This window comes from Algisphaera agarilytica (assembly GCF_014207595.1).
GTDB lineage: Bacteria > Planctomycetota > Phycisphaerae > Phycisphaerales > Phycisphaeraceae > Algisphaera > Algisphaera agarilytica.
The window spans coordinates 884,521-899,769 of record NZ_JACHGY010000001.1; the positions used below are offsets into that span (position 1 = coordinate 884,521).

General features: G+C 65.3%; 16 protein-coding genes. 6 read left to right on the top strand and 10 right to left on the bottom strand.

Going from position 1 to position 15,249, the window contains the following annotated elements; genetic code table 11:
- Nucleotides 1–48: 48 nt before the first annotated feature.
- Genes HNQ40_RS03820 through HNQ40_RS03830 form a run of 3 tightly spaced genes read right to left on the bottom strand, consistent with a single transcriptional unit; the run spans nucleotide 49 to nucleotide 2,308 of the window.
- Nucleotides 49–924, bottom strand: coding sequence for a hypothetical protein (locus tag HNQ40_RS03820; protein WP_184676542.1), 876 nt, complete (start codon nucleotides 922–924; stop codon nucleotides 49–51).
- Entirely contained in the window at nucleotides 921–1,676 is a 756-nt protein-coding gene (locus HNQ40_RS03825; protein WP_184676544.1) for a LamB/YcsF family protein, read from the bottom strand. Before HNQ40_RS03825 ends, HNQ40_RS03820 begins: the two co-directional genes overlap by 4 nt.
- Nucleotides 1,673–2,308 (bottom strand): 5-oxoprolinase subunit B family protein, encoded by a 636-nt coding sequence (locus HNQ40_RS03830; RefSeq protein ID WP_221435364.1) that lies wholly within the window; start codon nucleotides 2,306–2,308, stop codon nucleotides 1,673–1,675. Before HNQ40_RS03830 ends, HNQ40_RS03825 begins: the two co-directional genes overlap by 4 nt.
- A gap of 121 nt (nucleotides 2,309–2,429) precedes the next feature.
- On the opposite strand from HNQ40_RS03830, the gene HNQ40_RS03835 reads away from it, so the two are divergent.
- The 3 genes from HNQ40_RS03835 to lptB are packed head-to-tail and all read left to right on the top strand — an operon-like array spanning nucleotide 2,430 to nucleotide 6,139.
- Nucleotides 2,430–3,476: a hypothetical protein gene (locus HNQ40_RS03835; RefSeq protein WP_184676546.1), complete on the top strand. Its 1,047-nt coding sequence runs from the start codon at nucleotides 2,430–2,432 to the stop codon at nucleotides 3,474–3,476.
- A 32-nt stretch (nucleotides 3,477–3,508) separates the two neighbouring features.
- Nucleotides 3,509–5,374, top strand: coding sequence for an ABC-F family ATP-binding cassette domain-containing protein (locus tag HNQ40_RS03840; RefSeq protein WP_184676548.1), 1,866 nt, complete (start codon nucleotides 3,509–3,511; stop codon nucleotides 5,372–5,374).
- A gap of 27 nt (nucleotides 5,375–5,401) precedes the next feature.
- Nucleotides 5,402–6,139 carry an LPS export ABC transporter ATP-binding protein gene (lptB, locus tag HNQ40_RS03845; RefSeq protein WP_184676550.1) on the top strand — a complete coding sequence of 246 codons (738 nt, stop codon included), beginning with the start codon at nucleotides 5,402–5,404 and terminating at the stop codon, nucleotides 6,137–6,139.
- A 37-nt stretch (nucleotides 6,140–6,176) separates the two neighbouring features.
- On the opposite strand, the gene HNQ40_RS03850 is transcribed toward lptB, so the two are convergent.
- Nucleotides 6,177–7,517, bottom strand: a complete 1,341-nt coding sequence (locus HNQ40_RS03850; protein WP_184676552.1) for a WG repeat-containing protein — start codon at nucleotides 7,515–7,517, stop codon at nucleotides 6,177–6,179.
- A 202-nt stretch (nucleotides 7,518–7,719) separates the two neighbouring features.
- On the opposite strand from HNQ40_RS03850, the gene HNQ40_RS03855 reads away from it, so the two are divergent.
- A complete protein-coding gene (locus HNQ40_RS03855) occupies nucleotides 7,720–8,679 on the top strand; it encodes a pseudouridine synthase (RefSeq protein WP_184676554.1) in 960 nt (319 codons plus the stop codon).
- Between the two features lie 123 nt (nucleotides 8,680–8,802).
- Here HNQ40_RS03855 and HNQ40_RS03860 read toward each other — a convergent pair whose 3' ends face one another.
- The 3 genes from HNQ40_RS03860 to HNQ40_RS03870 all read right to left on the bottom strand — a co-directional run bounded on the left by HNQ40_RS03860 (nucleotide 8,803) and on the right by HNQ40_RS03870 (nucleotide 11,317).
- Nucleotides 8,803–9,393 carry a hypothetical protein gene (locus HNQ40_RS03860; protein ID WP_184676556.1) on the bottom strand — a complete coding sequence of 197 codons (591 nt, stop codon included), beginning with the start codon at nucleotides 9,391–9,393 and terminating at the stop codon, nucleotides 8,803–8,805.
- A gap of 2 nt (nucleotides 9,394–9,395) precedes the next feature.
- Nucleotides 9,396–9,767, bottom strand: coding sequence for a hypothetical protein (locus HNQ40_RS03865; protein ID WP_184676558.1), 372 nt, complete (start codon nucleotides 9,765–9,767; stop codon nucleotides 9,396–9,398).
- 200 nt (nucleotides 9,768–9,967) lie between these two features.
- Entirely contained in the window at nucleotides 9,968–11,317 is a 1,350-nt protein-coding gene (locus HNQ40_RS03870) for a DUF3592 domain-containing protein (protein WP_184676560.1), read from the bottom strand.
- 152 nt (nucleotides 11,318–11,469) lie between these two features.
- Between HNQ40_RS03870 and pdxH the strand changes: the two genes are divergently transcribed.
- A complete protein-coding gene (gene pdxH, locus HNQ40_RS03875) occupies nucleotides 11,470–12,159 on the top strand; it encodes a pyridoxamine 5'-phosphate oxidase (RefSeq protein ID WP_184676562.1) in 690 nt (229 codons plus the stop codon).
- Between the two features lie 26 nt (nucleotides 12,160–12,185).
- On the top strand, nucleotides 12,186–12,560 hold the full coding sequence (locus tag HNQ40_RS03880) for a YybH family protein (protein WP_184676564.1): 375 nt from the start codon (nucleotides 12,186–12,188) through the stop codon (nucleotides 12,558–12,560).
- Between the two features lie 114 nt (nucleotides 12,561–12,674).
- On the opposite strand, the gene HNQ40_RS03885 is transcribed toward HNQ40_RS03880, so the two are convergent.
- Genes HNQ40_RS03885 through HNQ40_RS03895 form a run of 3 tightly spaced genes read right to left on the bottom strand, consistent with a single transcriptional unit; the run spans nucleotide 12,675 to nucleotide 15,231 of the window.
- The gene (locus tag HNQ40_RS03885; protein WP_184676566.1) at nucleotides 12,675–13,799 is read right to left on the bottom strand and encodes a glycosyltransferase; all 1,125 of its coding nucleotides are present in this window, start codon (nucleotides 13,797–13,799) and stop codon (nucleotides 12,675–12,677) included.
- Nucleotides 13,796–14,620, bottom strand: a complete 825-nt coding sequence (locus HNQ40_RS03890; protein WP_221435365.1) for a lysophospholipid acyltransferase family protein — start codon at nucleotides 14,618–14,620, stop codon at nucleotides 13,796–13,798. The genes HNQ40_RS03885 and HNQ40_RS03890 overlap by 4 nt, the downstream gene beginning before the upstream one ends.
- A 5-nt stretch (nucleotides 14,621–14,625) precedes the next feature.
- Nucleotides 14,626–15,231 (bottom strand): nitroreductase family protein, encoded by a 606-nt coding sequence (locus HNQ40_RS03895; RefSeq protein ID WP_184676568.1) that lies wholly within the window; start codon nucleotides 15,229–15,231, stop codon nucleotides 14,626–14,628.
- Nucleotides 15,232–15,249: the final 18 nt, after the last annotated feature.

The window sequence follows — 15,249 nt, forward strand, 5'->3', positions numbered from 1 at the left end:
CTGACCTACGCAGCGAGCCGTTGCCGCGGAGGTGGAAGATGATTATGCCTATATCGGGAAGCCAGCCAACAACGCCGCCAAGTCGTCTTCGCGCTGCCGAAACAACGCCAAGGCCTGCTCAGCCGACACCAACCTGAACCGCAGCGCCTGCCCGGGCTGGTACTGCGACAACCGATCGAGATCGACATCGATCACGGTGGCGATGCGCGGATAGCCGCCCAAGGTGGGGCGCTGGCGAAGCAGGACCAACGGGCCGGTCGGCGTGAGTTGCACGGTGCCGTCGGCAACGGGGCCCGAGGTGATCTCGGCGGGTTGGGCCGTGGGCATCGCCGAGACATCATTCGCCGTGGGTCCCAGCCGGAGGCCGACATCGCTCATCTCCCGCGTCAGCTGCCACGCCCGGCCCCACATCGCATCAGGATCCGCCAGGCTGTCGTGCTCCGGGCCCGGGGTCACCCGGATCGCGCCGTCAGCGTCTGCGGTGTTGCAAATGTCTTCGAACGGCGGCCGGCTGCGCCCCGCGACATCGCTTGAATCCTCCGTGCCCTCGGGTCGCACACACACATACGTTCGCAGCCCACGACTGCTCCGCCCCAGCACCAAACGATCCCCTGCTTCGGCGCGATACACCACCGCGTGCCGCAACGCCGATTCATCCGAGTTGTCGCGACGCACCAGCCGCACCCGATCACGCGGCGCCCCCGATAACACGAAACAACTCGGCCCGGCGAAACGCACCTCAGACAGGTGCACCACCTCGAGTGCCGGGGCGTATCGCTCCTGGCCGAGCATCGCGTTGCCCACCCACACCGCAAAGCGATCCATCGGGCCGCCCGGCGCATGGCCCAGGTCCTGCCGGCCGTACGCCGGGGCCGACACCACCCGGCACAACCCGCCCGCGTCGTAGTCCAGGCACAGCGTCACGGCTGCGCCTCCGTCTCGCCGCGCATCCCCCGCAGCCGATCCGCCAACGCCGCCGCCAACTCCATCGCAATCGGCGAGTCGCTGTGGATGCACAACGTGTCCGCCTCGATCCGGATCGACTCGCCGTGAGGATGCAGCCGCACTTCTCGCCGTGCGATCAAGGCCTCGGCTTGAGCGAGCGCATCGGGCAGCGTCGTCAGGCAGGCCTCGGGATGGGACCGGGGCAGCAGCGCGACGCGATCCGTCGCTTCCTCACGGTGGTACCGCCGTTCGACAAACGCCTCGGCCAAGACGTTCAGCCCACTTTCTCGAGCGGCCCGCGCGAACACGCCGGGCACCGGGGCGATCGCGGTGGTGAACCCCGCCTGTTTCAACCACGCCGCCAGCGCGACCGCGAGTTCGGGGTCGCGATCCGCTTCGTGGTACAGCGCTCCGTGGAACTTCACCCATTCGGGTTCGGGCAGGCGAATGCGCTGCGCATCCAGGGACCGCAGCAGTTCATCGACCGGCAGCTCCAGACGTCGACGGCCGAAGTGTTCCCGGTCGGGATAGGACAGGTGTGCCGTGACGGTCTTGCCGAGCCGGTGGGCGAGTTCCGCGAACACCCGGATCGATTCCGCATCGCCCGCGTGCCCGCCGCAGGCGAGGTTGATCACGTCGGCGTGTTGCACGAGCGCGTGGTCCACCGCGTGATCCGCACCGCGTTCGCCGGTGTCGACGTTCAGGAGTAGCTGCGTACCTGACGCGGTCATGCCGTCACCCCCACCGCTTCGAAAAGGACGCGGTCGCCGGGGCGGAGCGTGGTGAGCAGCGCGGGGTCGGCGGTTCCGATGAGGTTCCACCCGCCGGGCGAGTCTTGGGGGTAGACGCCGGTCTGGTCGTTACCGATCGCCACGCTGCCCGCAGGCACGCGCACCCGGGGCGAAGCAAGGCGGGGCGTCGCCAACGCCGGGTCCAACCCTAGCAGGTACGGGAAGTGCGGCATAAACCCGATCGCCGCCACGGTGTAACTGGGCGCGGTGTGTCGCTCCACCACTTCATCCGTTGTCAGCCCCGTGTGCTCCGCCACCCGAGCCAGGTCCGGCCCGTCGTAACGCACCGATAACGTCACCGTCTCCCCCGCGTGGGCTTCCGCCTCCGCGTCGCCGTCCAATTCACTCAGCCACGCCTCCACCTGTCGCTGCAGCTCCGCCACATCCGTCGCCAACGGATCGAAGTGCACCGCCAGGCTGTCGTACCCCGGTACCACATCCCACACCTTCAGCCGCCCCGCTGTTCGCTCCGCATCCAGCCGGCGATACAACCCATGCACCCGCGCCGAGTTGGCCTCGCTCACACCGCGTCCCACCCGCCAGAGCCCACAGGATTCGCCGATACGTTCCACACTCGGATTGTATGGGCTGCATCGCCGCAAACAATCCGAGCGCTGGTATCGTTAGAGCCTGACGGCGTGCCACGCTGCTTCGTTGCCCCGTTATGCATCTTCTCTTGATGGGAGTCTTGTCATGTCGAAACGATTGATTCTGGTTTGCCTCACGTGGGCGCTACTGTGCACTGCGACCCGGGCGCAGGAAACCGAAGGCTGGGAAGACCTGAACGTGGCGGAGCTGATCCAACGCAGCAAGCTGATCGCGACGGGCAGCATCGCGGTGGGCCACTCGTCCGAGGTGGGCTGGGACCGAGGTGTCTTGATTCTCGACCAGACGATCTACTCGGGCATCGGCGAAGCCGAGCGCCTCGAAGTCCGCATCGCGTCGAAGACGGTGCCGGGGAAGACGCAGAGCTGGTTGAACAAGCAGCGTGGCCTGTGGTTCGTGCTGAACGAAGGCGACGTCTACGCCCCGCTGAACCACCCGGCCTGCCGGATGGACGAAGACGAAGCGAAGGACGCGGCCAATCAGGTTTACGCCGCGTTGAACGAGGCCTACGAGAAAGCCGCCGAGGCGGTGGACGAGGCGACGGGTGACGGGGATGAAGACACGAGCGACAGCGACGAGAGCATTGAGGCGTATGCCGAGGCAACCCGCGCCGCGGCGGCGGCCTCACGCGTCCCGTTCCAGGACCCGGGCCAGCAGAACCAACAGCTCTTTGAGCGTGCGACGAAGACGATCGAGCAGGCGGGCCTGAAGCTGCCGTTCGACACCGACCTGTCCAGCAACGCCGGCCAGCAACGCTTCTTCGATCAGGTCAAGCAGATGCTCGGCCCGTTCGGGCAGAGCCTGGGCGAACTCCCCGCCAGCGGGCCCGGCCGGGACAACCTGCTCAACCAGGCCCAGGGCCAGATCGGCCAAGTCCTCAACAACCTCACCGCCCAAATCCTCGGCTCGAAATCCCCCTCTCAAGCCCCCGGCCTCAACGGCCCCGGCCCATTAGGCAACCTGGACTCGGGTTCCCGCAAAGACATGCTCAACCAAGCCCTCGGACAGATGGGCCAACCCAGCGCCGGCCCGGGCATCTCGCCCCCCAGCGGCGGTCGGCCCCAACCCTCCGGCGGTGGCCCGAAGCCCGGCGGCACAGACGGCGGCCCCGGACCGCGGGGGCCGGGGCGCTAAGCGCCCGCCCGGGATCGCTACAATCCCTGCCCATGGCCACGCTCCTCACCGCCCGCGACCTCTCGAAAACCTACGGCACACACACGCTGTTCGAGGGTATCTCGCTGGCCATCCACGACGACGAACGCCTGGCGCTCATCGGGCCCAACGGCTCGGGCAAGTCCACGCTGCTCAAATGCCTGGCCGAGCTGGAGACGCCCGACACGGGTGAGTTCACGCGGAAGAAGAATCTAAAGCTGGCGTACGTCGCGCAGTCGGACCACTTCGCCGAGGACGCCACGCCCCTCTCGGCGGTGATGGATCGGCTCGCCCAGGAATCCGGCGGCGCCTCACTCAGCGAAGACCAGAACTTCCGGGGGTCTGCCGTCCTCTCGAAGCTGGGGTTCACCGATCACAACCGCCCCGTGCGATCGCTCTCCGGGGGGTGGAAGAAGCGGCTCTCGATCGCGTGTGCGTTGGCGACCGAGCCGGACGTGCTGATGCTCGACGAGCCGACCAACCACTTGGACCTGGAGGGAGTGCTCTGGCTGGAGTCGTTCGTGAACCCCAACTCCTCGGTGGGGTTCAAGGGCGCGATGGTGTTTATCACCCACGACCGGACGTTCCTCGAAGCGACCGCGACGCGCATCGTCGAGCTGTCGCGGGCCTACCCCGGCGGGACGTTCGAGGCCAAGGGCAACTACACCGAGTTCCTCCGCCGTAAGGAAGACTTCCTCGACGCCCAGGCGGCGCAGCAATCGGCCCTGGCGGGCAAGGTGCGGCGCGACAACGCCTGGCTGAAGCAAGGGATTCAGGGCCGACAAACCCGCAACAAATCGCAGGTCGACGACGCCGCGGCACGCAAGAGCGAACTCAAGAACCTCGCCAACCGCAACAACGCGCCCAAGCAGACCGCCACCATCGACTTCCAGGCCACCGAGCGCAAGACCAAGCGCCTGCTCGCGGCGCACAACGTCTCCAAGACCATGGGCGACAAGAAGCTGTTCGACAGCCTCGACCTCGAGCTCGGCCCGGGCGACCGCCTCGGACTGCTCGGGCCCAACGGCTCGGGCAAGACGACACTGCTCCGCCTGCTCATGGGCTCGGTCGAAGACGACGGGCTCCAGCCCGACGCCGGCACCGTCAAGCCCGCGGCCGAGCTCCGCGTCGTCAGCTTCACCCAGCACCGCGAAGCACTCAACCCCACGCAGAAGCTGCGCGAAGCGCTCTGCCCCGTCGGCGACACCGTGGACTACCGCGGCAAGCCGCTGCACGTTGCATCCTGGGCCAAGATGTTCCTCTTCGACCCCGGCAAGTTCAACACGTCCGTCGGCGACCTCTCTGGGGGCGAGCAGGCCCGCGTGCTCATCGCCAACCTGATGCTCAAACCCGCGGACCTGCTGATCCTCGACGAGCCGACCAACGACCTGGACATCCCGTCCCTCGAAGTCCTCGAGCAAGCGCTCACCGAGTTTCCGGGCGCGATCGTGCTGGTCACCCACGACCGCTTCATGCTCGACCGCCTGTCCACCGAGCTGCTCGCGCTCGACGGGAAGGGCAAGGCCAAACCCTACGCCTCGTATGCCCAATGGGCCAAAGACCAGGCCAAACGCCAACGTGAAGAAGCCGCCACGAAGGACAACTCCAACAAGACCAACAGCCCAAGCCCCCAACCCCCAACCCCCAAGCCCCCCAAGAAACTCACCTACAAACTCCAACGTGAACTCAACGGCATGGAAGCCGCGATCCTCGACGCCGAGGCCCAGCTCGAATCGCTGCAAGCCCAGTCTTCCGACGCCGACATCATGGCCGACCGTGAGAAGTTCACGAAGGTCTGCCAGGACCTGGGCGACGCCCAGACCAAGGTCGAGACGCTCTACGCACGCTGGGCCGAGCTGGAGGAACTCGCCGGGGGCTGAGTCGATCGGCTATCCTGTATCGCTGCCATGTTCATCCTCAAATCCACCAACCTGGTCAAAACCTACAACGGCCGAACCGTCGTCAACGAGGTCTCCTTCGACGTCGCCGAGGGTGAGATCGTCGGTCTGCTCGGCCGCAACGGCGCGGGCAAGACCACCAGCTTCCGCATGACCGTCGGCATGATCTCCCCCGACGGGGGGCAGGTCGTGTTCAACGGCCAGGACGTCACCCAGCTGCCCATGTACCAACGCGCCCAGCGCGGCATGGGCTACCTCGCCCAGGAGTCGTCGGTGTTCCGTCGGCTGAGCGTGGAAGACAACCTCAAAGCCATCCTCGAGACCCGCCCGCTGACCAAGGCCGAGCGCAAGGCCCGGGCCGAGGAATTGATGCAGCAGTTCGACCTGACCAAGAACCGCAAGCAGGCGGCGAGCACCTTGTCGGGCGGCGAACGTCGGAAGCTGGAGATCGCCCGGGCGCTGATTTCCGAGCCGTCGTTGATCCTGCTGGACGAGCCGTTCGCGGGGGTCGACCCGGTGGCGGTCGAGGAGTTCCAGGCCGAGATCCGCAAGCTGCGCGACGAGCACGAGATCAGTATGCTGATCACCGACCACAACGTGCACAACGTGCTGGCGGTGTGCGACCGGGTGTACGTCATCAGCGAAGGCCGGGTCTTCGCCGAGGGCACGCCGAAAGAGATCATCAACGACGAGAACGTGCGCAAGACGTATCTCGGCAGCACGTTCAAGGGCGATGAGTTCGACTAAACCTGTGCGGGTTGTCGTGAGCGCTGGGCCTCGCGGCTCATACCTTGTCCGCGGTTCCGCTGTTGTATTTCGATGACGGCTTGGGGGTGAAGAACGGCTTCTGCAAAGGCAGCCGCCGCTCGATGTGCAGCTCAAACGGGTAAGGCTCGGCCGGCTCTTCCGGGTCGGCCGACACACCACGCCAGAACAACGGGTTGGGCTCTCCGTCGTTGAAGACCCGCCCCATCTTCCAGTTGCGCATGCCCTCCGACATCGCAGGCCGGGGGTCCCAGATGATTTCGCCGGTTTGATCGATGTACCCGAAGGTCTCGTGGCCCATACTCACCCGCGCAACGCCGCGGTAAAACGGCAGGGCCGCGGCGTACTGCGGCTTGATCTGCCAACGGCCCCGTCTGTCGATAAAACCGTACAGCCCGTCTTGTTTTACTAACGCCGGCGCTACCGCTTTCTTGTCGTCGTGCTGCGCGCCTTGGTCCAGCCGATCGGTATCACCGAAGTCGTAAGCCTCTTCGAAGCCCTTGGCGACGACCCTTCCTTTTTTATCGATATAGCTCCACGTTCCATCTCGGAACACCGCCGCCAGGCCGTTCGAGAAGTCGCGAACCTCATCGTACTTTGGCTTCACCCTCGGCTTGAAGCCCTGCGTCAGGAATCCCCACTTGCCTTTGACGCGCACCGCCGACATTCCGTCGGAAAACCCTCGGAGTTCCTCTAGTTCCCCCTTGCGATCAAAAAATACCATCTCGCCGCGTTTATCGATGTAGCCCCACCGTCCGCCCTCGTTCTCGGGCTCACGCACCGCGGCGTAGCCATCCGAGAACGCGGTGACCTCGGCATACTCAGCAGGGATCACGACTTTCCCGCCGTTACGCATAAAGCCGCACAGGTCGTCCTGCTGGAACGCAATCATCCCGTCGCCCTCTCTCAGCAATCCGTCGTAGATCGGTTCGGTTTTGAAACCGTTCGAACTACGGGAACGGTAAGCGTACTTCTGGGCGCCGTTTTCGTTGGGTATCGAGCCGCGATAAAGGCCGTCCATGATCCGATCGATCCCGGGCAAGGACGATCCTGATTTGGTGACATCGGATCCGGTGGGGCTTCGAGCAACCTTCCCCGACTGGACTACCTGGGTCGTCGCGGTCAACCACTTGGTCTTGTTCCCCTCTTCGATATATCGAGCCCGCCATGCATACCACGGATAGGATCGGCCTCGCGACCCGCCGGTTTCGTAGACCGTGGAGCGCAGGAGATAGAAGTAGTCCGTCCACTCGTACATGGGAGGCACAATCACGCTGCCTTCACGGTTGGCATACCCCCAATATCCGTAGACCTGAATCGGGAGCAGTTCCACTGCATCCTCGATCGGCGTATCGGGCATATAGCCCGTGCGTTGGGCTACCGAGGGCGACACGGAGACGCCCAACAGGACCACAAGCCAAACCCGCCCCCACCCAAACGCAGTCAACCTGGACATAATCAGAATCCCGAAAAATGAAGTAAAACATGAACCTGACCGGCTCATGCTACAGTATCCCACCAAATTGCCAACCCCACGTCGTGACGACGTCAGGAGACCTCCGATGGCCCGCAAGCCCAAACCCACCCACAGCTACACCGACAATACCCGCGGCATCCGCCTGCAGAAGGCGATGGCCAACGCCGGCATCGCGTCCCGCCGGGAGTGCGAAACCTTTATCGAAAATGGCCGGGTCACCGTCAACGGCGAACGCGTCACCCAGCTCCCCGCCTGGGTCGATCCCTTCGAGGACCGTGTCGAGGTCGACGGCGAACCGCTGATCAAGCCCAAGAAGGCCAGCAAGAAGTTCGCCACCGCGGGCAAGCTGTACATCATGGTGCACAAGCCGCGCGGCGTGCTCAGCACCAACGACGACCCCGAGGGCCGCCGCCGGATCCTCGACCTGATCGACCCCTCGGCCGTGCCGCGCGGCGTGCGGCTGTTCCCCGTGGGCCGACTCGACGCCGACTCGACGGGTCTGATCCTCATGACCAACGACGGCGAGCTCACCCACCGCCTCACCCACCCGTCCTTCGGCGTGACCAAACGCTACCTCGTCTCGGCCAAGGGACGCCTCGAAGAAGACGACCTCCGCAAACTGCGCAAGGGCCTGGTCCTCTCTGAGCAGCGCGCGGGCAAACCCGAGAGCCAGCGCGGCGGCAAGAAGGCGTCGATGGAGTCGGTCCAGATCGTCCGCCACGAAACCGACCGCACCCGCGGCGACCGCACCACACTCCGCATCACCCTGACCGAGGGGCAGAACCGCGAGATCCGCCGGCTGCTGGCACGCGTGGGCATCCGGGTGAAGAAACTCAAACGCACGGCGCTCGGCCCGGTGCGACTCAAAGGCTTGGCCCCCGGCGAGTGGCGGATGCTCAGCAAGCAGGAAGTCGGGGCGCTGCGTCGTGCGGTGAAACTCCGAGGCAACAAGCCCGCCGCCGAGAAGAAGACCGGCGGGGATGCCCCGTACGTCTCGGAGAAACCCAAGGCGTCGCGCGGGTGGTCGACTGCATCCGACGATTGATCGTTAGCCCCGGGTCAGTGACCCGGGGTGCCGCGGCGTACGGCGATGCAATGCGTTGATCGATGAGCGTCTCAAATCACGTGAAACTTGCAGCCCGCGGCACCCCCGGCGACTCGCCGGGGGCTAAAGGGGGAACTCCCCCACCGCGACTCGGTCGTACAACTCACGCAACGCGTTGCGGATGTTGCCCCCGTGGCGGGCGTGCAATTCCATGATCGCTTCGTGGCCCAGCGCCCCGCACACCTCCGGCGATAACCGCTCTACCAAACCCTCCAACAACGCCGGCGTCGTCTCGCAGCGCAGCAGCGTCGGCAGCTTCGTCTCGCGGTGGCTGGTGACCAACACCCCGGGGCGGCGGGCTAACTTCCAACGCAAACGCCAAGGCAAAAGGTCGTAACCATCGACGAACAGCCGATCGGCGTCGGAGCCGAGGGCGTGCTTGACCGCATGCATATTCGTGCCGTCGGGCATGATCTGGATGATGTCGTGGTGTTCCGCGTCGGCGGGAGGGTCGAGTTCTGCGAGCGCTTGCATGAGTGTGGATTTGCCGTGGCCGTGCGGGCCGACGAGTGCGCCCCGGAAGCCCGCGTTGCGGACCCGGGTCACGATCTGTTCAAAGCTTTCCCCGGTCGGCGAGGCGTATTCCAACGCGTCCACACACCCGCTGCGGAACGGGTTGTCGCGGGGGCTCACCACGGTTTTCGCATCCGCCACGCTTATTCCGACTCCAGCTTGAGCGGTGCGCCCGTGGCCGAGAGGGTCAGGTCGAGCTGCGCGGTGGTCTTCGTGCGGTGGGCCACCACCTCGATGCCCCAGGCGATCTCGATCAATCGGCCCTCGTAGCTGAACGGCCCGGCCGGCGTGACAAACCCAAACACCTGAGCGTCCACCCCGCGTGGCTCTTCGAACCGCACCGAGTCCGCCACGACGATGTCCTCGTCGCCCTTGCCCAGCGTGTGCCAGTACAGCCGAACCTCGACCCACTTGGGCGAGTCGGGGCCGAAGTCCCAACCCGCCAACCCGTCGATGCGTTCGCCGGGGACGAAGTGGGTCTGATTGCCGTTGAGTTCGACGGTGAGTGTGGGCATGGGGTGGTGGGGGTTAGGGCGTGGGGAGGCAGGCAGTGGGCAGTGGGCAGTAGGCAGTAGGCAGTAGGCAGTAGGCAGTAGGCAGTAGGCAGTAGGCAGTAGGCAGTAGGCAGTAGGCAGTAGGCAGTAGGCAGTGGATTCTAAATGAGCGTCGGGCCATCGCTTGCGTCCGCCCTACTCCCTACTCCCTACTCTCTGGCTCAAAACATGCCGCGAACGTTGGGCCCGCCGTCGGTCACGCCGGCGGGGACCACGGCAAACTCGTACTCGTCCCGCACGTCCGGCCAGCGCGGGATCTCGCCGCGGACCTTGATCCGCCAGACGATCTTGTTGTGGTCCGAATCCAGCGAGTGCATCGCGTTGGCCGGGAATTCCATCTCGGCCTCGCCCTCGCGGGCCAGCGGGTCCCGCCGGTCCAACGCCTCGGCGTCGTAGAGCGTGTGCTCGAAGAACACGTGTTCATCGGTGATCGTGTCGGTGCCACGGGTGTAGCTCGCCCGCTCCAGGCCCTCCACGGTCAGGGTCAGGCGATCGAAACGCTCGGCCCGGCCGTCGATGCTCCAGTCGACCCGCAACGGCGAGCCCAGCGGGATCACCCGCGGATCGAAACGCATCCGCACCACGGGGTTGCTGAGCGACAGCACCATATACACCGCCGCGATCAGGCAGCCGATGCCCACCAGCACAAACGGGATCATGAACAGCAGCGGGCCCCAGTTCGCCGAGACCCCGTCCTCGAGCATCTTGATCAGCGCGATCGCGACGACGCCGTCCCAAATCACCATGAACAGCAGCACAAACAGCAGGCCGCCCCAGCGCGACTTGGTCGGGGTGACCGTGTCCTTGCCGCTTCGTATCTGTCCATCAACGGCGTCGCTTTCATCGGGGCGGGCAAAGGCGGGGAGCCATTCTTGCTCGCTGCGGGGCCCGACGCGGCTGGTGCCTGTGGCCTTCTGCGTGATGCTTTTGCCCCGCGAGCCGCCCCACAGCATCGCGATCATCCCGCCGCCACCGATCAGCACAAAGACCAACGGGATCAGCCCGAACCACAGGTTGTTGCTCCAGCCGCGGTGCAGGACCGCCACGTCCGGATTCTTGGGGTTGACGTAACACGTCGTCTGCTTGCCGACGGGGTGGTCGTCGACGACGTCCCGCTTGCCGCGGTAGCCCGACGAACTCATGAACGAAAAGAAGTCGTAAGTGTCGCTGGTGTAGCGGCGGCCGTTGTACTCGTAGGCGAAGCTGATCTTGATCTTGTAGGTCGTCCCGTCGCTGTCGGAGTGCGACTCGAGATCGCTCGAGGTCACCGTCGCGGGTGCGCTGGGCCAGTCCTGGGCGTCGAGCAGCTTGATCGCGGGCCTGGCGAACATGAACCAGCCGAAGCCGGCCCCCACGAAGAAGAACAACGAAAAGAACAGCGCCCCGACCACCCGTCCGCTCTTGGATCCCTTGGCCCGCTTGGTCACGCCCGGGCTCTTGCGCTTGGCACGCTGCTTCTCCTGCATCCGTTCCCGCAGATCGCCGCTGCCCTTGCCGATACTGAATTTCATGGTCCAGCCCCTTGGTGATACTCCACCGTAAAGATATCACGCCAACCCCGCGCAATCCCGGGAAAGCCGGGCGCTGCATTCCCAGCGGTGGCACAACATGGAAATCGGCTGCGTCCCACCCTCGGCTTGATCCGTCCTAAAATAGCGGCACCATGGCCATCCAAGACCTCCGTCAGAACTACACGCCCGAGCCGATCGATCCCGAAGACCTGAGTGCCGACCCGTTCGACCAGTTCACCGCCTGGTTCGACGACGCCCAGCAGGCGGGCATCCTCGAACCCAACGCGTTTACCCTCGCCACCGCCTCGGCCGACGGCACGCCTAACGCCCGCACCCTGCTGCTCAAAGGCATCGACGACGCCAAGCCGGCGGCTGCGGAGCCCGGCTCGGGGGGCGACAAAGCCCCGGATCGCGGCTTCGTCTTCTACACCAACTACGCCTCGGCCAAAGGCGAAGAACTCGCCGCCAACCCGCGCGCGTGCATGAACTTTTACTGGGACACCCTCTCGCGCTGCGTGCGTGTGCACGGCAGCGTCACCAAGGTCGATGCCGAGGAAACCGCGGCCTACTTCAAGACCCGGCCGCGCGAGTCGCAGCTCGGGGCGTGGTGTTCGGAGCAGTCCTCCGTGATCGACGGACGGGAAGACCTGATGCTCAAGTTCTTCCAGCTCACCGAAGAGTACCCCGACGAAACGCCCATCCCCGTCCCGCCGACCTGGGGCGGCTACCGTGTCGTGCCCACCTCGTTCGAGTTCTGGCAGGGCCAACCGTCTCGCCTCCACGATCGGCTGCGTTACCTCCCCGACGGCGGCGCGTGGAAGATCGAACGGCTGTCGCCCTGATCCGGCTGATCTGAAAGGGATTCCCCATGACCCCCGAAGAATGCCTCCGCCAATACGAGACGGCGAGCCGCAACCACGACCTCGATGCGCTCCTGGAACTCATTCACGACGACGCGGTCTACTGGTTCAGCAACGGCACGAGCCACGTCGGCAAGCCCGCGATCGCCAGGGCCATCCGCCACAACTTCGAGACGATCGAGGGCGAGGACTACCGCATCCTGGACCCGTGTTGGCTGATCGAAAACGACGGATGCGCGGTGTGCACCTACCGCTACGAATGGGCGGGGAAGATCAACGGCGAATCGATGTCGGGGGCCGGTCGCGGTACGTGCGTCATGCAACGGCGGGGCGAGTCGTGGATGGTGGTTCACGAACACCTGAGCCAGGGGCCTGCGTCGTAGTATTCCCAATTTAATCCGATACGTTTAGCCGCGGATCGCAGATCCGCGCTCTGTATTTCATGACACCCACACGGCGATCTACGATCGCCCGCTAAACGTTTACCGCCGCATCACTCATCGAGTGGTCACGCGGCCTCGCCACGTCGGACGTACCCCGCGGGACTCCTGCCACTGCGCCGCCCACTGCACGGCCAACAGGGCCAAGATGCCCAGCGGCCGGGTCATTGCCGCCAACACGCCCTGCCGAAACGCCAACGCAACCATCACACTGGACAACGCCGCACACCCCGCCGCGGTCCACGGCATCCAGCCCTGCGCCCCCGACGCCACCAGCCAAAACCACGGGACGATCTGAGCCCCCAAGAGCAGAATCGTCCACGGCAGGATCGCTTTGCGCGAGCCCATGCCCGAGGTGGCGTTCTTCGTGAAGCCCTTCCACGTCTCCCCGGTCGTGGTGTACATCCGGCATACCGCGGCATCGGTCGCGTCGAACAGATCGGTCATGTGGCCCGCTTTGCGGAACGTCCGCGGCAGGTCGACGCCGTCGTGCACCGAGCCGGAGATCGCCTCATGCCCGCCGCTGGCCAGGTACGCCTCGCGATCGGCCATGAACAACTGCCCGCAACCCGCGCCGAAGCCCGGCATCGTCGAGCGACGCATGCGGATCATCGGGAGGTAGCCCAGCAACACCCACAGGATCTGCGGGATGATCAGCAACTCAAGCCAGGTCCCGGTGATCTGCCGGGGCACGCCGCTGATGAGCTTGGCCCCCGACTTGTTCTCGCGCAGGTAACGCTCCATCCGCGGAACACTGCCCGGCTGCAAACGGACATCCGCATCGACCCACAACAGGGTGGGATACTTCGCACGCTGAGCCAGCACCCAGCAGGCGTGCTGCTTGCCGTTCCACCCCGTCGGCAACGGCGGGGCCTGTTCAAGGCGGACTTGCGGGTTATCGTCCGCCAACGCACGCACCAGGTCGGGCGTGCCATCGGTCGAGTGGTCGTCGAGTACCACGACCTCGGCCTCCAAACCTTCCGCAGCCGAGAGCGCGGACTTGATCGCGTCTTCGATCGTCTGTGCCTCGTCGCGTGCGGGGATCAACACGCTGACCGGATGGCATTGCGCCAACTCGCCCTCACGCAATTTCCGGGCGGGTTGGTAGAGCAAGAGGTTCATCGCAATCATCGCGGCCGGAAGCACCGCAAGCACGAGCATGGCCCAGGCGAGCACGGTCATGAAGCGTCCCCCCGGGAGCCGTGGGCCGCGTCGAATTGTTCACCCTTGAGTGCCGCCCGTGCTCTTCGCCACAGGTCATACACCCCGCCGACGCCGCGCTTGCCGTCGCCGAGCGTGGTGAACACCGAGAGGTCCCCCGCGAGGCTGGCCTCGGCGAGGTGGTCCATGGTTTGTTCGAGGCGGTTGGCCAAATGCGTGTTCCAGTCGGAGGCCGATCGTGAAGGGTCTCCCAGGACAATAGGCTCGCCGAACGCCAGCCGCATCTCCGGCTGCTTCTCTTCGCCGAAGACGTACTCGATCGCCAGCGGCACCGCTTCCGCCCCGATCGCGGGGTCGGCTTTGCGCGCCAGGTGCGCCACCCCGGGCCGGAGCGACACCGGGCGTTTGCGGGCGTCGGTGAAGTGTCCCTCGGCCGTCACCCATAGCGTCTGGTTCGGCGTCGACAACACCGCCCTTCCGATCTTCAGGAAACGCTCCGCCCCGGCCCGCGACTGCAGGTCGATCCCAAAGAAGCCCAGCTTCTCCATGAAGCGGTACTTCTCCAGGCCCACCGCGTCGATCGGGCCGTAGCCCGTGCGGTGTCGGAAGTAGCGGGCACACAACAGCATGATCGCCATCGGGTCCCACCAGGACGGGTGGTTGAGATAAACCAAAAGCGGCCGAGGATTCTCGGTGTCCGGCGGATCACCCAGCAGGCGAACCGCGCTGAAGTTTTTGTCGACGTAACGCGGGCCGTACCACGCGAGCATGCGCACCCACCTCGCCGAAACCTCGGGCAAGTCGGGATGCGTCGCGGGGGTGCCCGCCGGGTCGGCTGTCATGGCAATCAGGCGAAACGGTTCTCGATCAGGACTTCGGACAGCGGCAGTTGGCCGGGCTTGGGCCAGGGCTCTTTCACGCCCTTGCCGATCGCCACCATCGGTCCGAGCACGTGATCATCGGGCAGGTTGATCAGCTCGGCGACGGGGTCGAAGTCGAAGCCGATCATCGGGCAGGAGTCGTAGCCCATCCCCTTGGCCGCGAGCATCAGCGTCTGCATCGCCATGCCCATCGAGCGGTTCGCCTCGTCGCGTTGCAGGAAGTCACGGCCCTCGTGGAACGGGCCCATCCAGTTCACCAGCAGGTCGGCGACTTCCTTGGGCGCGTTGGCCCAGTAACGCTCGGGCGATTTCTCCCAAGCTTTCATGTCGGCGGTCATCACCACAAGGAGCGACGCGTCGGTCATTTGGGCCTGGTCGTTACCCACCGCGCGGATCTTCTTACGGATCTCGGGGTCGCGGACCAGGACGAAGCGCCAGTGCTGGATGTTAAAGCTCGTGGGCGATTGGATCGCCAGCGTGAAGAGCTGCTCGATCTCCTCATCGCTCATGCGGTGATCGGGGTCGTAAGCTTTAACCGAACGGCGTTGATTGATCGCGTCGAAGACATCCATGGGAAAGTTTCCTGGGTG